The 22,307-nt window shown below is 39.0% G+C and carries 17 protein-coding genes; 14 read left to right on the top strand and 3 right to left on the bottom strand.

The features are described 5' to 3' along the window. Positions 1-93: 93 nt before the first annotated feature. The 5 genes from A3H37_10400 to A3H37_10420 all read left to right on the top strand — a co-directional run bounded on the left by A3H37_10400 (position 94) and on the right by A3H37_10420 (position 5,092). Positions 94-510, top strand: coding sequence for a hypothetical protein (locus A3H37_10400; GenBank protein OGL51217.1), 417 nt, complete (start codon positions 94-96; stop codon positions 508-510). Positions 511-840: 330 nt separating this feature from the next. Then, positions 841-1,146: a hypothetical protein gene (locus A3H37_10405; protein OGL51218.1), complete on the top strand. Its 306-nt coding sequence runs from the start codon at positions 841-843 to the stop codon at positions 1,144-1,146. Positions 1,147-1,311: 165 nt separating this feature from the next. Then, positions 1,312-1,497 carry a hypothetical protein gene (locus tag A3H37_10410; GenBank protein OGL51219.1) on the top strand — a complete coding sequence of 62 codons (186 nt, stop codon included), beginning with the start codon at positions 1,312-1,314 and terminating at the stop codon, positions 1,495-1,497. A 259-nt stretch (positions 1,498-1,756) separates the two neighbouring features. Further along, positions 1,757-2,296, top strand: coding sequence for a cob(I)yrinic acid a,c-diamide adenosyltransferase (locus A3H37_10415; GenBank protein OGL51220.1), 540 nt, complete (start codon positions 1,757-1,759; stop codon positions 2,294-2,296). 12 nt (positions 2,297-2,308) lie between these two features. Beyond that, on the top strand, positions 2,309-5,092 hold the full coding sequence (locus A3H37_10420) for an isoleucine--tRNA ligase (GenBank protein OGL51283.1): 2,784 nt from the start codon (positions 2,309-2,311) through the stop codon (positions 5,090-5,092). A 27-nt stretch (positions 5,093-5,119) separates the two neighbouring features. Here A3H37_10420 and A3H37_10425 read toward each other — a convergent pair whose 3' ends face one another. Together A3H37_10425 and A3H37_10430 are read right to left on the bottom strand one after the other, a co-directional pair. After that, positions 5,120-7,651, bottom strand: coding sequence for a hypothetical protein (locus A3H37_10425; GenBank protein ID OGL51221.1), 2,532 nt, complete (start codon positions 7,649-7,651; stop codon positions 5,120-5,122). Between the two features lie 12 nt (positions 7,652-7,663). Then, a complete protein-coding gene (locus tag A3H37_10430; GenBank protein OGL51222.1) occupies positions 7,664-8,953 on the bottom strand; it encodes a hypothetical protein in 1,290 nt (429 codons plus the stop codon). A 916-nt stretch (positions 8,954-9,869) separates the two neighbouring features. On the opposite strand from A3H37_10430, the gene A3H37_10435 reads away from it, so the two are divergent. The 9 genes from A3H37_10435 (at position 9,870) to A3H37_10475 (ending at position 21,136) form a co-directional block, all read left to right on the top strand. Continuing rightward, complete coding sequence (locus A3H37_10435) at positions 9,870-10,916, top strand: hypothetical protein (protein ID OGL51223.1); 1,047 nt, start codon at positions 9,870-9,872, stop codon at positions 10,914-10,916. A 5-nt stretch (positions 10,917-10,921) separates the two neighbouring features. Further along, complete coding sequence (locus A3H37_10440; GenBank protein ID OGL51224.1) at positions 10,922-11,554, top strand: hypothetical protein; 633 nt, start codon at positions 10,922-10,924, stop codon at positions 11,552-11,554. A gap of 7 nt (positions 11,555-11,561) precedes the next feature. Further along, the gene (locus A3H37_10445; GenBank protein ID OGL51225.1) at positions 11,562-12,143 is read left to right on the top strand and encodes a hypothetical protein; all 582 of its coding nucleotides are present in this window, start codon (positions 11,562-11,564) and stop codon (positions 12,141-12,143) included. A gap of 55 nt (positions 12,144-12,198) precedes the next feature. Next, positions 12,199-12,729, top strand: a complete 531-nt coding sequence (locus A3H37_10450) for a hypothetical protein (protein OGL51226.1) — start codon at positions 12,199-12,201, stop codon at positions 12,727-12,729. Next, positions 12,730-14,667 (top strand): hypothetical protein, encoded by a 1,938-nt coding sequence (locus A3H37_10455; GenBank protein OGL51227.1) that lies wholly within the window; start codon positions 12,730-12,732, stop codon positions 14,665-14,667. A gap of 36 nt (positions 14,668-14,703) precedes the next feature. Then, positions 14,704-15,369, top strand: coding sequence for a hypothetical protein (locus A3H37_10460; GenBank protein OGL51228.1), 666 nt, complete (start codon positions 14,704-14,706; stop codon positions 15,367-15,369). Positions 15,370-15,395: 26 nt separating this feature from the next. After that, positions 15,396-19,148, top strand: a complete 3,753-nt coding sequence (locus A3H37_10465; protein ID OGL51229.1) for a hypothetical protein — start codon at positions 15,396-15,398, stop codon at positions 19,146-19,148. A 265-nt stretch (positions 19,149-19,413) separates the two neighbouring features. Then, entirely contained in the window at positions 19,414-20,574 is a 1,161-nt protein-coding gene (locus A3H37_10470) for a chorismate synthase (protein OGL51230.1), read from the top strand. A gap of 4 nt (positions 20,575-20,578) precedes the next feature. Continuing rightward, the gene (locus tag A3H37_10475; protein OGL51231.1) at positions 20,579-21,136 is read left to right on the top strand and encodes a hypothetical protein; all 558 of its coding nucleotides are present in this window, start codon (positions 20,579-20,581) and stop codon (positions 21,134-21,136) included. 69 nt (positions 21,137-21,205) lie between these two features. Here the strand turns inward: A3H37_10475 and A3H37_10480 are convergent, their stop codons facing one another. Beyond that, positions 21,206-22,273 carry a hypothetical protein gene (locus A3H37_10480; protein ID OGL51232.1) on the bottom strand — a complete coding sequence of 356 codons (1,068 nt, stop codon included), beginning with the start codon at positions 22,271-22,273 and terminating at the stop codon, positions 21,206-21,208. Between the last annotated feature and the right edge of the window lie 34 nt (positions 22,274-22,307).

Raw genomic sequence — 22,307 nt, forward strand, 5'->3', positions numbered from 1 at the left:
AGGCTATAAAAGCTGCAATAGATTCTATAGCAGGCAATTTAGAAATTAAAAGTTTTTTTGAAAAAAATAAAGGGATAAAAATAAAGAGAGTCTATGACTAAAAAAATATTGGATACAAATATTTATATAGATCTCTTTATAAACCCTGATTTGTATCAGGACATTTTTGTTTCTGAAGGACCTGTTTGTCTGTCATCTGTAGTGGTAATGGAACTTCTGGCTGGCGCACATTCAAAAAATGAGAAAAATAAAATAAAAAATCTTATTGATTTATTAAAACGATTAGGAAGAGTCATTACTCCTTCTGAAAGAGATTATGAGCAAGCAGGAGAAATACTTCTCAGGCTCCAAAGCCTAAAGGGATATGAGCTTAGGAAGTGTGATTCTATTTCTCATGATTGTTTAGTTGCAGCATCTGCAAAAGGTATTGGTGCTATTGTTTATACGCAAAACAGGAAAGACTTTCAGGCAATACAAGATGTTTTTAATTTTAAAGTAGTTTTCGTTTAATTATAAGTTATGGCATTAAAACCTTGAATTAATAAAAGGGTACCTCTCTTTTAAACTCTCCCTGAAAAATTATTATATCTAAACTAACGGTTCCTGTTTGCAGACAGACAGTAAAATTATTTTTCCTGACAAAAAATCCCTCCGCCTGATAACTCCTGTTTTCTTAAATTGTTTTTACCATTACAGGTTTTAGAAATTACGGTAATATTATTACATCTGCAAGAAAATCCTTTGTTTTTTGGAAGGAAGATAGTATATTGTTACCAGTAATGTAACTTTACATTCAGATATAAATTTGTTCAATATGTTAAAATAATTCAAAGGCATATTTTGAAGAAGATAAAATATTATCTTGATACAACAATATTTAACTTCGTTTTTGTTGAAGATGAAGGTGATATAGAAAAACCGAGTATCACTAAGAAATTTTTCAATGACCTGCCTCAGATTGCTGAAGGAGTATATATCTCTGATGAGGTAATCAGAGAAATTAGCAGGGCATCTGAACCAAGAAAATCCCAATTGGAAGAATTGGTAAGAAAAACTGATCCTCTATTCCTCGAAATTGATATAGAGGCAGAGGAATTAGCAGAACGTTATCTCAAAGAGGGAATCATCCCTGAACGGTATAAGTGATGCACTTCATATAGCTGTTGCTGTAGTAAATGAAATTGAGGTAATCGTCAGCTGGAATTTCGAGCATATAGTAAAACTAAAAACAAGAGTTATGGTTAATGGAGTAAATAGGTTATTGGGGTATCACGATATAGAAATTTGTACTCCTGAGGAGGTAGTAGAATTATGAAGGATTTAAAAGGATTAAAAGAAATCCATGAGATAATGGAAAAGATTCATGATGAAGAGAAAGGATTGACTGCTGAGCAGAGGGTGAAAAAGATTAGAGAAGAATCTGATAAATTCATGAGGGAACGCAAACTAAATTTAAAGCGAGTCAAATCGAAAAAACTAAAACATATTGCGGTATAATTAGTCCCTTTTTTAGAAAATGAAAAGAACTACAAGCATGCCACTTAGAATAATCGTGGAATCATAACACTGGATTCTGACTTTACTAATGGTCATCCCATTTTCTCCTTAACTTCTTGCTATAATAATATTTATCTTTGAATGGTACGCTTGTTGTTATTTCAAATAAAAGAGGTAATTAACTTGTACAGATACCATTAAATTTCCTTGACGTGAGGGAGAAGTACAGTTAGATAAATAGAAAATTATTCAAATTTTTATGAAAAAAGAAAAGTTAACACGGGGTCTTATTCAGGTTTATACCGGCAATGGCAAGGGAAAGACAACAGCTGCCTTTGGACTTGCTTTGCGGGCTGCGGGCAGGGGACTGAGGGTCTTCATTCTCCAGTTCATGAAGGGAGGAGATTATGGAGAGGTCAAGGCGGTAAAATTACTTAAGCCTTACATAACTATAAAGAAGACAGGGCTTTGTACTTTTGTTAACAAGAATAATCCAACAAGGAAAGATATAAAACTTGCAGGAGAGGGATTGAAAACTGCTTTAAAGACAATTGAAGATGGAAAATACGATGTGGTTATTCTTGATGAAATTATCTGTGCTGTTGACTTTAAGCTTCTGGATTTGAAAAAGGTACTGAATCTGCTTGAAAAGAAACCTCCTTTTGTTGAGCTGATTTTGACAGGAAGGAATGCGCCAAAGGAGATAATGGATATGGCAGACCTTGTTACAGAGATGAAAGAGATTAAGCATTATTACAGGAATCTTAAGATTGGAGCAAGAAAAGGAATAGAGTTATAAGAAATGGAAAAAATTGATTACAAGAACACTTTAAATCTTCCAAATACCTCCTTCCCGATGAAGGCTAATCTTGCACAGAAAGAGCCAGATTTTCTTGCAAGATGGGATAAAAATAAGATTTATACAAAGCTGCGGCAAAAATATTCCGGCACCAAGAAATATATTCTTCACGATGGTCCCCCTTATGCAAACGGGCATATCCATATAGGAACAGCTCTGAATAAAATTCTTAAGGATATTGTTGTGAAGATTAAGGCTATGGAAGGTTATGATGCAGTATATGTGCCTGGATGGGACTGTCACGGGCTTCCAATTGAGCACGAGGTGGACAAAAGCCTCGGGAAAAAGAAAGCCTCACTCTCTGTGGTTGAGATTAGAAAGATGTGCCAGGAATACGCAATGAGGTTTGTTAATATACAGAGGGAGGAGTTTAAGAGGCTCGGAATACTTGCAGACTGGGAAAATCCCTACCTTACGATGTCTCCTGAATATGGTGCGGCAATTATCAGGGAGCTGGGAAAGTTTTTTCAAAACGGAGGCGTATATCGCGGCAAGAAGCCAATCTACTGGTGTGCTTCCTGCAAGACCGCTCTCGCAGAGGCAGAGGTTGAGTATGAGGAGCATACCTCGCTTTCGGTTTATGTAAAATTCCCTGTTGTGAAGGAAAAGAGCGGAGTCTTAAAGAATATTAAAAAGGATAAAATCGATTTCCTCATCTGGACGACGACTCCATGGACACTGCCTGCAAACCTTGCAATATGCCTTCATCCTGATTTTATCTATTCAGCAATTGAAGTCAGCGGAGAGGTGATGGTTGTTGCCAGGGAACTTGTAAAGGATGTAGTGAGAAAAATGGGGAAAATAGACTATCATACTCTCGGTGAATACAAGGGGACAGAACTTGAAGGGATAAGGTGCCAGCATCCTCTGTACAAAAGAGAGTCTGTTGTAATTTTTGGTGAACATGTGAACCTTGAGCAGGGAACAGGATGTGTCCATACTGCTCCGGGGCACGGCGCAGAGGACTACGATATGGGACTGAAGTACGGGCTTGAAATCTACAACCCTGTTGATGATGAGGGAAAATTTACAAAAGATATAGAAGAGTTTGCAGGGATGAAGGTTTTTGAGGCAAACTTTCTGATAAAGGATAAGCTCAGGGAGCTTGGTTCCCTGATATTTGAAGAAAAAATCAAACATTCCTATCCCCATTGCTGGAGATGCAAAAACCCGGTAATTTTCCGCGCTACGGAGCAGTGGTTTATTTCCATGGAAACCAATGGCCTCAGGAAAAAAGCCCTCAGTGAAATCAGGAAAGTAAAATGGATTCCGCCATGGGGTGAAAACAGAATTACAGGAATGATTGAGAACCGTCCGGACTGGTGTATCTCAAGGCAGAGGTCGTGGGGGGTTCCGATAACAGTGTTTTACTGCACCTCATGCAATGAGATTCTTGCAAGCGGAGAGGTTTTTGAAGCAGTTGCAAGGGTTGTTGAAAGGGAGGGAACAGGGGCTTGGTTTTCAAAAGAGGCTCAGGAGATTTTACCGCAGAATGTTTCCTGTAAAAAATGCAACGGAAAAAGCTTCAGAAAGGAAACGGATATTCTTGATGTCTGGTTTGATTCAGGGACAAGCCACGAGGCGGTTCTTGCAAAAAGAAAAGAACTTTCCTTGCCTGCTGATATGTACCTTGAGGGAAGCGACCAGCACAGGGGATGGTTTAACAGCTCTCTTCTTATTGCTGTAGCAAATCGTGGCGCATCTCCGTTTAACGCAGTTCTGACACACGGCTATGTGGTTGATGGCGCCGGAAAAAAGATGTCAAAATCTGCCGGCAATGTTATTGCTCCTCAGGAGATAATAAAGAAATACGGCGCAGAGATTTTAAGACTATGGGCATCTTCTGTTGACTACAGGGATGATATAAGAATATCAAATGAAATCATAGAAAGGTTGTCAGAGGCATATCGTAAAATCAGAAATACCTTTAAATACCTGCTGGGAAACCTTTATGATTTTGATTTTAAAAAAAACAGGGTCTCCTGCAGTGAAATGGAGGAGATTGACAGATGGGCACTCCATCACCTCCAGAAATTAATAGAACGGGTGAGAAGCGCCTTTGATGAATTTGAGTTCCATGTATTTTTCCATATGTTCCATAATTTCTGCTCTGTCCATATGAGCTCCTTCTACCTTGATATAATAAAGGACAGGCTTTACACATCAAAACCTGATTCAAGGGAGAGACGCTCTGCGCAGACAGCCCTTTATTTAATCCTTGACTCAATGGTCAGGCTTATGGCTCCAATCCTTTCCTTTACCGCAGAAGAAATCTGGGGATATCTTCCGGGCAACTCAATGAGGGAAGAGAGCGTTCATCTTTCTCTTTTCCCTGAGGTTAAGAATGAATATGTTGACCAAGAGCTGGCAGCAAGATGGGAGAATATAATCCTTTTGAGGGAAGAAGCAGCAAAAAAACTTGAAACGGCAAGAAGGGAGAAACTCATAGGTCACTCGCTTGACGCACTGGTTGAGATAAAGGGAAAAGGGAAAAACTTTCAGTTCTTCAAAACTTACCAAAACCAGCTTCACACAATCTTCATAGTGTCGCAGGTTATTTTAAAGGAAGAGGATGTTGATGAAGACTCCTTTGAGAATGAAGCCCTGAGGGGTTTGAAAATCTCTGTTTCGAGGGCAAAAGGGGAAAAGTGCGACAGGTGCTGGATGTACAGCGAAAGCATTGGCGAAAAAAGAGAGCATCCAACAGTATGTTCAAGGTGTGGCGGGAATCTGTGATAAAATTTCAAGTTTCCGGACTGAATTTTACAAACTCAGCGGTCCGATTGCTCCGAGGCTTTCAAGCTCTATTACAAGCCAGAAGAACTGGTCATTTCTTATTTCATCATCAAAAGTCATCTTGGAATGTCCTTCCCTGAAATATTCTCTTACTCCATAGAGCGCTTCAACTGACCAGCACTGGCTTGAATATTTTGTGCGAATGGCAAATTCACGCTGGCTCAGGCTGAAGAGGTCACTGTCAAGAGATTGTTCTGAGGAATAGAACCTTCCGAGGTATCCAAGCTCCCAGCCGTTTGGAATGTTAAGGTCAAGCTTCAAGGTGGTGAAGGTATTACGAAGAGGAGTCTGGATTCTGGATGACGGGTTATAATCCGGTTCATACCAGTCAAGAGCCTGGTTTTTTTCAGGGTCTGTCCATCGCATGGAAAGTGAGGCATTAAGTTTTGTTCTGAAAAATTCACGCTCAAAGTTGATATTTCCTATAAATCTGTCAAGGGCTCCGTCAGTGGGGTCAAAGAAGGAGTTAAGGTTAAATACAAGATATTTATATGGATAGAGCTCCAAATCAAAGTTTAGATCAGAAAAGGCTTTTTTCTGCACATCAACCCTGCTCTGACTGAGGATTTTGTTGCCAAAACGCCCCTCTCTTACAATTCTGTCCCTTGTACTTTTTTTATCCTTCATAAAGTCATAATACTGGCTTATCTTAATGGTTGCTACCTCCCTTGCTGTTTCATTTCCATTTCCGGCATCTTTGAATTTTGCATAAAAACGGTTGGTGATTGAGTAGGAAAGAAACTCTCTCCCCTTAATATAATCCAGAGAATCTGTCTGTATTATAGTGCTCTGGTCAACGCTTGGAATATACTGATATTCAACAACAGGTTCAATTACGTGCTTTAGTTTGCTGATATCCAGAAAATTAAATCCAAGGGTTTTATAAATTCTCGGGGCATCAAACCTTAAGGAGAAGTCAAAAAGTTCTCTTGATAATGCCGAGTCCCCGCTGAAATCTGTTCTCTTGCCTGTACTGTCGGCTTTACCCTGAAATTCCTCGCTCCTGTTCCTGCTCGACTGAAGCCTGTGGGTATAATAGGTTTCTCTTATCCCTATTGCTGGGGTAAGGGTCATAAAATTTTTATAACTTAAAGGCAGTAAGATGCTGGGGTGTATATCCAGTCTTTCGGTAATAAATGAGTTTTTTGTATCACCGTCAAAGGTGTAGTCATTTGTATCTTTACTGCTTTTTAATGACGCAAAGGAAGCTTCAAGGTGAAACTGAAAAGGCATTAGTTCCGAGAGTTTTTCAAAGTCTTTGAAAATACCGTTTCTGCCAAAAACAGGCTGGGCAATGCTTATGAATTTCAGTTCAGGAAGATGCTGGTATATGCTTTCAATACTTGCTTCTCTTGAACCTTCTGGGTCTACTGCCTGCGACTTGATTCTGTCCTCATAGCCGCTTATGTTTAAAAGAAAGGCATTTTTCTCCCATGTTTTTGTAAGCGAAAAATAAGAATCAGACTTAATATCAGACTGTTTTGTTCTTTCTTCAAATGTTTCCTTAAAATCCCTGTTAAAGTTTTCATCGCTTCTTAAATCAACCTTTAAAATCATTCTCAGGTTTTCAGGAAAACTTTGCTGGTGGAAGGCAAAGAAATTCCACCTTGCTTTTTTTCCTGTTGTTCCGCTTTCATTACTGTAACCTGATCGGGTATCTATTATATATCCATTGACAGCGCCTGAACTTTCCTCGTCAATTACATACCTGAAGTTTCCCTCTGCGCCTACTCCTCTTTTTCCCTGATAGTCGATATTGAAGGTTGCATCAGCATAATCAGTCAGCGCCCAGAAGAATGGCTGGTACCAGCGGAATCCGTTTCTTGTGCTGGAACCGATTTTTGGAAATAAAAGTCCGGTAGCGCGTTTGGTTTTTATTGGTACAAGGAGATGGGGGAAATAGAATACCGGAACTTTTTTTATTGCAAATGAAGCATCCTTGGCATGAAGCATTCCTTCTACTTCTGCTGTTGCCTCTGAGGTTTTAATAGACCATTCAGGGACCGGCTTCTGACAGGCTGTGTAATATCCGTTTATAATTTTATATTTATCAACTCCGAGCCTTCTTATCTCAACCCCTGTGAGGTAATAGGTTGGCTCAAGAAATAATTCACCATTATAGATTACCCCAATCTGTGTTTTGATGTTAAGGTCCATAGATTCACAGAAAAGCACTGATGAGCCATCTTCGACAACCACATTGCCTGTCGCTTTTACGTTTCCTGTTTCAAGGTTATATTCAGCCCTGTCTGCCTGAAGGCTCATGCCGCGGTACTGTATGTCCACTGAGCCTTCACCTATAAGGAGGTTCTCATCTTTTCTGTAATCTAAATTCTCAGCGTAAAAATCAACCGGTATGGTATCATCTTTGCCCATTGCTTTTATTCTGTCAGAAATCTTTTCTGAAGCGAAATCAGCTGTCTTTTCTGCAAAAGAAATGACAGTGAGGCTTTTCAGAATCAGAAGCATTAAAAATATGTAAAGGAAATTTTTTCTCATAAACCCTTTTCTTTAGCGTCCTAAATAAAAATACCCCTCTTTGCTCTCCTTATAGTTTTTCCGGTTGCTGTTTTCTTTTTTTTCAAATTTTTTAAGAATATCAGCAACAAGAAAAGTAGAACCGGTAACGCAGATTAAGTCATTTTTTTCTGAAAGTTTTTGAGCGAGTTCCAGCGCTTTTACCGGGTTTGCCATTGCTATTACCCTGTTATCATCAGCGAAAAAAGTTTCTTTTATCTTTTCAGGGTCAAGTGAGCGCGGATGGTCAGGTTTTGAAAGAATTATGTTTTTTGCCAGAGGCTTCAGGGTTTTTAATATTTCAGCATAGTTTTTGTCAGACAGGGCAGCGTAGACAAAATTAACAGGCATATCTTTCAGGGCATCACTTTTCAGAAATTCACAAAGCTGCAGAATTCCTGAGATGTTATGGGCACAGTCAAAAAGCATTTTTCCGGGGCTTTGGATAAATTCAAGCCTTCCGCGCCAAATTACATTTTTCAATCCTTCTCTGATATTCTGCCTGTTGACTTTATATCTCAACTCGGAAAGCTTCAGGGCTGCAAATACAGCAAGGCTTGCATTCTTTGCCTGATGTTTTCCGCACAGAGGAGTTTTAATATTTTTGAAATCTGCAAGTGGAGAGGTGAAGTCAAAGGATGTTCCATGGAAATCTGTATTTACTGATGAAAAGGAAAAATCTTTTCCGGATAAAAAGATTTTTGACTTTCTATCATCACAAATTTTTTTAAAAAGATTTTGAATATCATCAGATTCCTCAGAAGCGATTAGTGTTCCACAGGGCTTGATTATCCCTGCTTTTTCAATTGCAATTTCTTCCAGGGTTTTTCCAAGGTATTCAGTATGGTCAAGCCCAATATTTGTGATTACTGACAGCAGGGGGTTTGCCACATTTGTTGCATCAAGCCTTCCGCCCATTCCCACTTCAAGGACCGCAATGTCAACCTCTTCCTGCGAGAAATATATTAATGCAACTGCTGTGATGAATTCAAAAAAAGAAAGAGGCTCAGGCAGATTTTTTTTAAGACCGTCAACAAGATTATCCAGTTTCTGGCGGCTTATTTTTTCGCCATTTATCGTGATTCTTTCACGCAGGTCAAAGAGATGAGGCGATGTGTAGAGACCTATTTTATATCCTGATTGCCTGAGAATGCCTGCAAGCATTGAAACTGTTGACCCCTTGCCGTTTGTGCCTGCAACAAGGACAGAATCAAAACTGTCCTGAGGGTTTCCATATACAGAAAGGCTTTTCTTTATGGACGCTAAATCAAGCCTTATTCCCATTTTCCCAAGGCTGTAGAGATATTGTATAGTGTCATCTTTCTTCATAGTTTATAGAAAATTATATGAATTGATATTGGTTGTCAAACTTAAACTTTAGCATAAAAGACTGCTTCCTTTTTAATTAAATAGATGATATTATAAAACATCCATGAGCACAGATTTAACTTTTATTACAAATGAGAAAGACAAAAGTTCACAACTATGAAAAACAAATTAACCAGATGGTTTATAAGCTTTATGGCTTAACAGAGGAAGAAATTAAAATTGTAGAGAATTTTGGTAATAAATAAACTATGGAATACACACCTGAACAATTAGATATTTTAAAACATGACCCTGAAAAACATGCTTGTATTTTAACAGGTCCAGGAACAGGAAAAAGTTTTACAATTATTAGTTATATTGGCAAAGTCCGCGAGCAACACAAAGATAAAAATATAAGACTTCTATAAGAAAAAGGGGACGGTTCTCTTTTTATTTTGAGCGAGTATAAATATCTTACTTTGCACCATGCTAAACTTAACTGTAACTGATAGAGCAGGTGCAGGTTAAAGTAATTTAAAAGGGGAATTAGGTGACGTTGGTGCAGAGAGTGCATTCATTTCTAAGTCCCTTTAATATTTCATCGCAGGATTTATCCACTCCTCCTGAAGAGGCTATTCTGTTAATGCAGGAAGTTGTTACGCCGAGATAGCGTGCATCGCAAAAGCTTTCTCATTGCATCTGACTGCGAGCATCGCTCAGGCAGGTCTGACTGCGGTAACTTTCCGGCACTAAGTCCCATCACTGTTAGTTGTCAAACCTAAAAGAGATTTCTGAAAGAAAAATCATTTTCAGTAAAAAATACAGAGAGTTCTTGACAATGGGGGTTTGGTGAAAATATAATAAAGATAAAATATTTAAAAAAGAAAACAAAATGCTTTTTTCAGAGAAACAAGTTGTCGGACTTGATATAGGGTCAAGTTTAATAAAAGCCTTCCAGATTGCTGAAACCAAAAAAGGGTTCCGGCTTTTAAAATTTGCCGTAAAGGATGTTGTTCCTGATGCAATTGTTGACGGCGCAATAATGGATTCAGCCTCTGTTGTTCAGGCAATCAAAGAAATCTTAAAGGAGATGAAAATAAAAAAATCCTTGGTCTCAACAGCAATTGCAGGTCATTCAGTTATTGTTAAGAGGATAAATGTAAACAAGATGACTGAGGATGAACTTCGTGAGGCAATAAGCCTTGAAGCTGAGCAGTATATCCCCTTTGGCATTGATGACGTTAATATGGACTTTCACATCATTGGAGACTCAAAGGCAATTGAAGGGCAGATGGAGATAATACTTGCTGCTGCAAAAAAGGAACAGATAAATGAATATTCAAACCTGATAAGAGAGACAGGCCTGATGCCGGTGATTGTTGATTTAGCGGCTTTTGCTCTTCAGAACTGCTATGAGGCGAACTATGAGGAGGAAGACGGCAAGACAATTGCCATTGTGAGCATAGGGGCTTCTTCAATTAATACAAATATTTTAAAAAACAGGATTTCCTCATTTGTAAGAGATATTCCGCTGGGAGGGAAACAATATACAGAAGCAATACAGAAGGAACTGCAGCTGAGTTTTTCAGAGGCTGAGAAGCTCAAAAAGAGCAGCAGCCCGCAGGGCGGAGTTCCGCCGGAGATTGAAGGGATTTTAAACGGAGTCAGCGAAGAAATATGCCAGGAAATAAAAAGGTCATTTGATTTTTTCAAAACCCAGACATCAGAAGCTGATGTAGATAAAATTTATCTGTGCGGAGGCTCTTCCAAGGTTTTTGGTTTGGATAAGATTCTTTCATCGAGGATAGGTATTGAAGTAAGCATGCTTGATCCTTTCAGAAGGGTTAAGATTGATGAAAAAAGCAAAGATTTTCAGCTTCTGAAGGAGATAGCCCCAATGTCAGGAATCGGGGTAGGGCTTGCAATAAGAAAGTTTTAAAAGATATGATAAAGATAAACCTTCTCCCATATCCTGAAGAATTAAAAAAAGCCAGGGCAAACACTGAGATTTCTATTTTCTTTGCTGTTTTGCTTGTTATCTGTCTTGGACTTTTTCTTTTTCAGAAAAGCAGGAGAGCGGTTGTAAATCAGCTTATGGCTAATATATCAGAGATAAATGCGAATGTTGACAAGCTGAAGGATGTTGACCCGATACACACCGAAATTATAACTGAAAAAGACAAAGTCAAAGTAAAGCTTGATGCAATAAATGCTGTGACAAAGGCAAAACGCAACCCTATAAAGCATCTTGATGAATTGACAGCAATTACTCCTGATACTGTCTGGCTTGTAAAATTTTCTCTCCACGGAAGCAATATTTCAATGGATTGCAAGTCTATGAGCTATTATGACGTATCAAGATTTTACAACAATATCGTGGATTCAAAATGCTTTAATATAGACAAATTTCCTTCTGTCGCTGAAGGTGAAAAATTCGGAGATAAACCAATTTATCAGTTCAGCCTTTCCTGTATTGCAGAATGGATGGTTTTGGAGGAGCCTGCCCGTGCACCTGAAGACGCAAATAAAAAAGGTAATGCAGTAGCAGGACAAATTCCGCAGGGCAATAAATCTTAGGGGAAAAATGGCAAAGCTATTTGGAAGAGAGCTTAATATAGAGTTTATGACAAGAATGCCGCAGAAACAGAAATTACTCGTCTTTGCAGGAACAATAATACTCATAGTAATTCTTTACCTCTGGCAATGGTATTTTCCAGTGAGAGAAGAAATTACAAACTATGAGAACCAGAAGGTAGAGTTGGAAAAGAAGCTTGAATCGCTCCAGAAGGTTCAAAAAGAGATTGATAAGTTTAAGGCAGAGATAGCGGCATTGACTTCTCAGTATCAGAAGCAGAGCGAGATTCTTCCTCCCGAGGAAGAGTTGCCAACGCTATTAATCTCAATTGCAGACCTTAGCAAGGAAACAGGAGTTATGATAAAGGCTTTTACGCCCGGCGCTCTCCAGAATCTTGGGAATTACCAGGAAATGGGAGTTAATCTCAAGTTATCAGGGAACTTTCATAGTCTTGCGACTTTTATAGACAGGATTGGCAAATTGAAGAGAATAGTCAATGTTGAGAACGTAACGTTCGGAGAGCCTGCCCTGAACAATGGCAAAATTCTGCTTAACTCAGAATGTGATTTAAAGATTTTTTCAAGGCCTTAAAATAAAACTTGGAGATCAGGCTTTAGAATTTAAAGTCTAAATATAGGGATAGGTTTTGCAGTATAATAAAATTACTATAACACTAACTTGCTGGGCTTTTTTTTTATGCGGGTATGTTTTTTCTGCTGAGCAGACTCAGCCCTTAGATTTGAAAAAAGAGGCTCAGAATACAATTAATAAAGCTGAAGAGAATAAAATCTTATATTATTATAATCCAGCAGGGAAAAGAGACCCTTTCAAATCGCCGCTTGATGAAATTAAGGAGCAATCCGCAGTCGTTGAGACAGGAGAGGTTTTGGAAGGGATTAGAAAATTCAGCATCAGCACATTAAGGCTTACAGGGATTATGTCAAAAGGCTCAGATAGTATTGCTATTGTAAAAGCACCTGACGGAAAGAGCTATTCCCTAAAAAAGGATTCAAGGGTTGGGCCAAACGGAACAGTTAGAGAAGTACACAGGGACAAGGTGGTAATAGAAGACAAGTATAGGATTGATGAAAAAGATTATACGGGGAAAACGACGACTAAGACGATTTCAAATAAGATTATTTTATCCCTGCAACAAAAAGAAGGAGGGAAGAATTAAATGCTGCCAAGTCAAACAAGAGTTTTTATATCTGTTTTCTTTTTTACAGCACTACTTGGTTGTGCAATGAAAACTCCAAAGGATGAGATGTCTTCTTTTGGAAAAATTTCTGAAAGAAAATTAATTACGGACATGTCTTTTGAAGATACTCCCACAAACACTATTATCAGATTAAAATCCAATGGTGTTTTGTCTTACAGTTCCTATATTCTTACCAATCCAACAAGAATTGTCATAGATATAAACGACACGATACTTATACCCGGAATAAAAGATGAACTTGAAATAGATAAGGGGCTTGTAAAAAAGGCAAAACTGCGGGAAGAAAAACAGCCTGCGGAGATGACAAGGCTTGAGATTGAAATGGAGGAGATTGCACCGCGCAGGATTGAAATGGCAGGAGAAGACCTGGTTGTGGATATTGAAAACCCGAAAGAGAGTGAAAGCGTAAAGGAGGATTTAGAGGCAATAAAGGAATCTCTTAGAAAAGGAGTTGATGAAAAACTTGGAGAAATTGAAGCAGGAGAAGAGAGTGAAGCAGGTGAAGGGGCTGAATATGCAGAGGAAGAGGAAACTCAGGAGGCAGGGGATGAACCGCAGGTAAAAGAAGAGATGAAATATAAAGGTGAAAAAATATCCTTTGATTTTCAGGATGCCAGCGTTGAAGATGTGATAAGGCTGATTGCAGAAGTCAGCGGAATGAATTTTGTCATAGAGAAGGGAGTTACAGGAAAGATTAATGTAAAACTCAATAAAATTCCCTGGGACCAGGCATTGGATTTGGTTATGAAGATAAATGACCCTCAGCTTGTTACACTGGTTGATGAAGGAATATACAGAATTATGACGCGGGATAAGAGCAAAAAAATGCGGATGGATAAGGCTGAGGAAACCAAGGCAAGAAGAGAGGAGGAAGAGGATGCAGTGGCAATTCTTCCTCTCACGACAAAAACCTTCAGGCTGAGCTATGCCAAGGCAAAGGATATTGAAAATAATGTCAGGAATTTTATGTCCTCAAGAGTGAAAAGCGGAGATGCGCTTATTACCATAGATGATAGGACAAACTCTGTCATAGTAAAGGATGTAGAGAAAAACATCAGAGAGATGGAGGATGTAATCAGTAACCTTGACAAACCGACACCTCAAGTAAAGATTGAGGCAAAGATTGTTGAAGTAGCTGACAAGCTTGAAAGAGCCCTTGGCATCCAGTGGGGGGGAAGGTATATTGCAAGTCCTGTAACAGGAAATGCAACAGACCGCGAATTTCCAAACACAATAAGCCTTGGCGGCGCTCCTATAAATCCTGATACCAAAAGTTTCCTTAATCCCTCACCCGGAAATACCTGGCTTGCCAATTTTCCGGTAGAAAGAGCTGCGTCAGGGATTGGTCTCCTTCTTGGAAATGTAAACAACACACTCAACCTTGAAGTCCGCCTGTCAGCCCTTGAGGCTGAAAACAAGGTAAAAATACTTAACAAGCCTGAGCTTCTTGTTGTTGATAATGAGAAGGCAACAATCCAGGTTGGCAGACAGCTTCCAATGGTCACGGTGGATGAACAGGGAAAGCAGAGCATTGCATGGAAGGATGTGGGCATAATCCTTGAAGTAACACCGCAGATAACCGCAGATAAGAGCATATTTATGAAAGTCAAGGTTGAAAAATCTGAAAGGGGAGAGGAAGTAGCAATAACTACAGGAAAACATTTTTCTATAGATACAACCAAAAGCGAGACAATGGTGATGATAAGGAATGGAGATACAACAGTAATAGGAGGACTTTACTTTACTAGTAAAACAAATTCAAATCAAGGGACTCCGTTTCTGTCAAAGGTTCCAATTCTTGGCAATCTGTTTAAAGGAAGCTCAAAGACTGAAGACAGAAGAGAGCTTCTTATATTTTTGACTCCAAAGATTGTTGAGCAGTATGCTGGCAGTTGAAAAAATGTTTATGGCTTTGATATAGGAGAATATATTATGAAAATACGTTTATTCCTTTTGGCATTGATTATTGTTTCAGTGGGTTTTCTCTTTTCTTCAGATAAGATTGCATATAGCGGTAATAATGAGACAGGGTCTGAGATAAATATTGATGATGTTATTACAAAGGATTTCGGGGAGAATGATGGGTCAAATGTTGATGTTTTCAGAGTCTCGGATTGTGACGGAGATGAAACTACTAACGACCGTGAAGGTTTTTCAGATGTTACTGCTACACTTACGATTTCAAATGCAAGCAGGCCAAATTTTTCTGAGTCAACATCACACCCTGTAAGGATTTACAAATATAAAGTCAGCTTCCAGAAAATCGGAAGCTCGGTAAAAAAAAGCAAGATGCCTGATATAAAGGGTTTTTTAAGAAACATATCTTTTACAGTACCTGCTGGTGATGTTGATGAACCTGCTACTAAGGATTTAAAGGTAACAATATTTTCAAAAGCAATGAAGGAAGCCTTTGCAGACCAGTATATAAAAAAATTTGGAGAGAATCCAAGCGAGACTGGGATTATAAAATATCTTGATTATAATGTAAAAATAAAAATATTTGGCAGAGAAGTTACTGAAGAAAAGAACAGCGCGGGGGCTTCTGGCGAAACCACTATAATCCTCACTGAAGTAAATAACTGCGTAACAAGCGAATAATAATAACAAATAGGAGGGGAAAAAATATGCTCTCTAAATCTAAAAATATAAGTTTCTTTATTATTGCAATTATCTTTTTTATGTCAGGGCTATTTTTCTTTGAAAGCTCTTTGTATGCGCAGACCCAGAAATATATATTGAATCTTAGTGTTAAACCTAAAATCATCAAAGGTGATGGTAGCGATGAAGCGACAATGACCGCAAAGGTAACAAATTTTAAAAAGATTCCTGTTTCAGGCGTAACAGTATTATTTTCAATTATATCGGGAGAAGGAACCCTCTCAGAAGAATCTGCAACTACAGATGATGATGGGATTGCAACCACAAGCCTTACAAGCACAACAGCGGGGAATCTTTATGTGCGGGCAAACATTGAAGATGCCAGATTAAGGGGTAAGAGAGTTGTGAGAATAAGAATCACAAAGTCGCCTACAACAAGTACTTTTAACCTGACTCTTTCAGCAGAGCCCACGAGCATACAGGCAGACGGAGAGAGCGCATCAACCATAAAGGCATTACTGCGCAATAATGTGAATAATCCAGTTGTAGGCGTGCCAGTAACATTTGAAACAACTCAGGGAATAATTACAGGCTTTGCTGTGACAGATACCTCAGGTATTGCAACTGCAACACTTACAAGCGATACTACTGCGGGAACTGTAACTATTACAGCTAAATATAAAGGCACTAGCAAAACTACCACTGTTGAGTTTACTGAGATTACTGAGTCTGTAACTATGACTGTTAAGGCTAATCCAAAAACCATTCAGGCAGACGGAGCCAGCACCTCAACAATAACTGTTCTGTTGCGCAACAGCAAAAACAACCCTGTGCAGGGAGCCACAGTTTCTTTTGAGGCAGACCACGGAGTGATTCCGTCTTCTGCAGTAACAAACAGCTCAGGAGTGGCAACTGTTGCGCTTACAAGCGATGATTTTAATGGCGATGTGACTGTGATTGCAAAGTATAATGATATTGAAAAACCAGTTACAGTTAAGTTTGTTGTTGCAGGGCTTTTTAAGCTGTCGCTTTCCCTTTCAACCAATACAATACCAAGCGATGGCACAACTGCAACCATAACAGCAATCCTTACTGATTCAGCCAACAACCCTATTGTGGGTAAGACAGTTAAATTTTCAAATGCCCTTGATGTTGATGGAGACGGAACAATTTCTGCCGGGGATACTCTTGATTATGCAACTCTATCAGCTTCAACAGGCACTACTGATTCTGACGGAAAGGTAACAGGTATAACTGTTACATCTTCAAATACAGGCACAGTAGTTATAAAGGCTGAGGTTGATGAAGTTGTTGACAATGAAATACTTAAAATTGTTGCGCCATCTGAGGTTAAGAGTGTTGCAGTAACTACTGATGATACAAAAATACTTGTTGGCGGAGAGACAACCACAATTACAGCTACTTTCCAGAATGTACCTTCAGGCACAGCTACTTTTACCACTACTTTAGGTTACTTTACAAGTTCCACAGTAATCCCAATTGATGTCGTAATAAATTCAGGTATTGCAACAGCAACCCTTGCATCAGGGAATAAGACAGGTGTTGCTGAGATAAAGGTTTCAGCGTTGGTAGATGCAACAACAGGTGAAAGGATAGAGGGAAGCGTATTTGTCAAGATTTCTGCAAACACTGCAGCTACAATTGAACTCTCTTCAAGCCCGAATAATATTCCAATAAATGTTGGTGAGTCAACAATAACAGCAAGGGTAAGGGATGCAAGCGGAAACCCGGTTTCAGGAGTGCTTGTAGGGTTTGAAATAGTAAATAGCCCGGGCGGAACAGGTCCAAATGACACAAGCCAGCTTTCTGCTGCCTCTGCTATTACAGATGATGATGGAATTGCAACTGTTACATTTATTGCAGGAGCTTTAGAAACACCAACCTTTAACGGAGTAAGGATTGATGCGTTTTTAACTGATGATACAAGCATTAAAGACACAACATATCTGACAATATCAGGAAAGCCGTCATTCATATCAATAACATATTCTGAAGCTCCAACTATTAATGAAGATGATTCTTTGTCTGTTCCTGTAACAGCGCTTGTATCTGATATCCACGGAAACCCTGTTGCAGACGGAACCCCTGTTTCCTTAGGACTTGTAATCACAAGGCTGGCACGCGCAGGAGATGGAGCAGTTATTGGAGATTTTTCTGGGAGCGAGATTCTTAATTCAGAGGATATAAACCAGAACAGCGCGCTTGATTCAGGCGAGGATATCAATAACAACGGATTCCTTGATTTTATAGAGGATGTAAACGGCAACGGGCTTTTAGATGACGGTGAGGACTTAGACGGAAACAACAAGCTAAACAGGAGTGAAACTCTTGAGGAGGTTGGTGTGCTTATTACTCCGGCTAGTGCCACTACAGAGAATGGGGTTGCTAAAGCAGAGTTGAAGTACGGGCAGAGTCTGATGGAAAAGTATCAAGTTCTGATTACTGCAGAGGCAGGCGGTGTGATAAACAGCCAGTACTTGGTCCTCCCACATACTCTCAGGGAAATACACATAGAAGGCACAACAGACAAAACAAAATTAGTTCCTACTGACCAGACAGCCTTTATTGTTTCAGACACAACTAACAACGCAATTCCTCCTGCAGGTCCTACTGAGCTCACAGCAATACTGATTTCTGCAGGGCGCGTATCCCTTGATTGGACTGATAACAGCAATAATGAAACGGGTTTTGAGATTGAAAGAAGCACAACCTCAGGCTCAGGATTTGTCCAGATTGCAGATAGCTCTGATGTTGGACCAAATACTACAAGCTTTATTGATTCAACTGCATCTGTTGGGACAATATATTTTTACAGGGTAAGGGCTGTTAATACAAATGGCAATTCAAGCTATTCAAACGAGGCATCAACTCTGGCTGTAAAGATAAATCCTCCAAGCAGCCTTGCTGCATATGGTGCTTCATCAAACCAGGTTCTTCTTGTATGGACAGATAACAGCGATAACGAATCAGGATTTATTATTGAGAAGGCATCCTTTGACGGAACTTTTATAAATGCATTTGAAGAAATTGCAAAGGTTGGGAAGGATGTAACCTATTACAGGGATGGAAAAATTTCTCCGGCTTTTACATATTTTTACAGGGTTAAAGCCTTTTCTGAAACAGATGCATCCCTTTACTCCAATGAGGCAAGCCACAGGCTTGCAGCTTTTGCTCCGAGCAATCTTATTGCCACTGTATTCTCTGCAACCCAGAACGACCTCACATGGAATGATAACAGCAGTAATGAAACAGGATTTGAGATTGAAAGAAGTGAAAGTTTCTGGAGCGGTTTTGCCAAAATAGGGACAAACACAGCAAACGATACGACATATTCTGATACAACAGCAGTTGCTAATACTACTTATTATTATCGAGTAAGGGCAACAACATCAGGTGGAGGTGTCTCAGGGTATTCAAATGTAATAAGCCCAACAGGTCCAACAATTAATCCTCCAAGTGGTTTAGTAGCAACCGGATATTACTCTGCTGGACCACCCGTGGTTCGCGGAACAACGCTTACATGGACAGATAACAGCACCAATGAAGTAGGATTTGTTATAGAAGAAAAAACCTTGAATTCACCATATTACACAGAGACACTCTGGGTTCCTGCAACTCTTCCTGCAAGTGGGACAGGGGCAATGACTATTACGGTAGTAGGTCTTTCAGAAGCTTCACAGCATTTCTACCGGATAAGGGCATTTAATGGCTCAACAGTATCAGATTACTCAAATGAGGACGGGGCTGTAGTTCCGTAAATAATTTTTTTCAAAAGGAGAGAGCGGGGATTAAATTTCCCGCTCTCTTTCTATTTTCTCTTTGTTTTCCCTGCCACTAAAATAAACCTTGCAACAAAAGCAGGATTTCCTTTAATATCAGATACACTTGACAGACATTCCTTATAAAATGCTTTGTAAAAGTTATACGATAGTACTTTTTTCTTTCAATTTAATAGAATTTTTTGATATATTATTTCAATAAATAAAATTGATAATAGCATAAAAGAAGGATTGCAAAGAAGATATGCTCCGCTACTTAACATCAGGTGAGTCCCACGGGAAATTAATAAATGCAATTCTTGAAGGAATTCCTTCAGGGCTTGAGCTTTCTGAGGAGGATGTAAACATTGACCTCAGGAGAAGACAGTCAGGCTATGGCAGGGGAGAGAGGATGAAGATAGAGCGGGATGAGGTGGAGATAACCTCAGGAGTCCGTTTTGGAAAAACAATGGGAAGCCCAATTTCCATGATAATCCGCAACAGGGACTGGGAAAACTGGAAGAATGAGATGTCAATAATCAGGCGCAATAAAGGGATAAATATGGTTACAAGACCAAGACCCGGACATGCTGACCTTGCAGGAGGAATCAAGTATAACGAAATAGATTTACGTAATATTTTTGAAAGGTCAAGCGCAAGGGAAACCGCATGCAGGGTGGCTGTTGGGGCTGTTGCAAGAAAAATTCTTGCAGAATTGGGTATAAAAATTTTAAGCCACGTGATAAGCATAGGAAATATTCGGGCGAAAAACATTCCAAGAAACCCTAACTCAATCGTTCACTTGGCAGAGAGATCAGACCTTCGTTGCGCTGATGCAGAAGCTGAAAGGAAAATGAAGGATGTGATAGACAAGGCAAAAAACAAAGGAGATTCAGTAGGGGGGATATTTGAGATAATTGTGATGAATCCTCCTGTTGGTTTAGGAAGCCATACCCAATGGGACAGGAAGCTTGATGGAAAATTAGCCCGGGCTTTAATGAGCATTCAGGCAATAAAAGGAATAGAGACCGGTATGGGTTTTAGAACTGCCGACCTTTTTGGCTCACAGGTCCATGATGAGATATATTACAGGAAAGACAAAAGAGGCTTTTACAGGAAAACAAATAATGCCGGAGGAATCGAAGGCGGAATATCAAACGGAGAGGATATTGTTTTGAGGGCGGCTATGAAACCAATTCCGACATTGTTAACTCCGTTAAGATCAGTTGATATTATTACAAAAAAGCCTTTCAAAGCCTCTGTTGAAAGGTCTGATGTGTGCGCAGTTCCTTCTGCAGCGGTTGTGGGAGAGGCTGTTGTTGCCTTTGAAATGGCTGATGCTGTGCTGGAGAAGTTCGGAGGAGATAGTTTAAAAGAGATGAAAAGAAATTTCAATAATTACAGGGAGTATATTAACAGGCTGTGAGCAGATGAGATTATTTTTAGCTGTTATAATTTTTTTACTTTTGTTACCTCCAAATGTGTCAGCAAATATATATAAGTTTGTTGACGAGGAAGGGATTATTCATTTTATTGACACCTATGATGCAATACCTGAGAAATACAGAGAGAAAAAAGTTGAAGAAGTAGTCAGCAGTGATGAAAAAGTGGATGAAAAAATAAAAGAAAAAAAATCCAAAGAATCTGTTTCAAAGGATTCTAAAGAAAAAGACAAGGCTTTATCTGAACCTGAAAAGAAAAAGACAGAAGCAGAAATAATAAAGGATTGGGATGAAAAAGTATCCAAGCAGAAGGAAAAATTAAAGGAAACAAAAAGAAAGCTTGATGAGGCAGAGAGGTCTAAAAACCGCACCACAAGCTCTTATTCAAGGAAACAATATTCAAATGCTGACAGAAAAGCAGCAGAAGATGACTATGATGCCGCTAAGAAAGATTATGAAAGTATCCAGAAGGAATGGGATGAGCTTGGAGAAAAAGCAAAAAAAGAAGCGCCTTATCCATGGTGGCGCCAGAATTTTTACAAGTAGAATCCTTTCGTTTTTTTATTTTAATCCTGAATATTTCCTCTAAGCCTTAATTCTGTAACCTTTCTATGGTCAGATTTCAAATATATGAGGGATATTATTTGTAAGCACTTTACATCCTGATTCTGTTACATAGACCATATCTTCTATCCTTACGCCTCCAAAACCGGGGATATATATTCCCGGTTCAACTGTGAATACCATTCCCTCTTTGATTTTTTCCTTTACCTTTTTGCTTATTCTTGGTTCCTCGTGAACATCAAGCCCGACCCCGTGTCCCAAGCCATGGCCAAAGTATTTGTCAAAGCCATTTTTTTTTATATAATTTCTTGCTGCATCATCAATTTCTTCACAAGTTTTTCCGGGCTTTATATTTTCTATGGCAATACTCTGGGCATCCCTGACAATGTTATAAATCTGCTGCTGTTTTTTATCTGGTTTTCCAATTATAAAAGTTCTTGTAACATCAGAATGATAACCATTATAGGAACAGCCAAAATCAATTATTACAAATTCTCCCTTTGATATTTTTTTATCTGAAGCAACTCCGTGAGGAAGGGCAGACCTTTTTCCTGATGCAACTATTAAATCAAAAGATAATTTCTGTGCGCCGAGTTTTTTTAGCTGGTATTCAAGTTCAAGAGCTATCTCTCTTTCTTTAAGTTTTTTCCTTAGCATTGGAAGAACAGGCTTTAACCCTTTTTCAAGAATTGAGACTGCTTTCCTTATACATATCATTTCGCCTTCATCTTTTACAATTCTCAGTATTTCAATAACGCCTGTGGTTGGAATGAGTTTAACAGGGGATAAGGCTTTTTTAAAGTTTTTATAAACAGAGAATGGCATATAAGAAGCCTCAAAACCAAGATTTTTAATCCTTTCCTTTTTACAGAAATTTTTAATTGCTTCGTTTTGATTTTTAAATTCTTCGATTTTAAACCCTGAGACTTCTTTTTTAGCCTGTGTTGTGTAACGGAAATCAGTAAAGAAGAAGTTTTTTTTAGGGGACATTATAATAAAACCAGAAGAGCCTGTAAAATTTGAGAGATACCTGACATTGATAAGATTTGTGATAAGTAATCCGTCAAGGGGCGGCTTTATAAAGGACTGTAGGGCTTTGGCACGGGCGGTTGTTTTCACTTATTGTTCCTTCGATGATTTGCTTATGTCCCTA

The organism is Candidatus Schekmanbacteria bacterium RIFCSPLOWO2_02_FULL_38_14, from assembly GCA_001790855.1.
Lineage (GTDB): Bacteria > Schekmanbacteria > GWA2-38-11 > GWA2-38-11 > GWA2-38-11 > 2-02-FULL-38-14-A.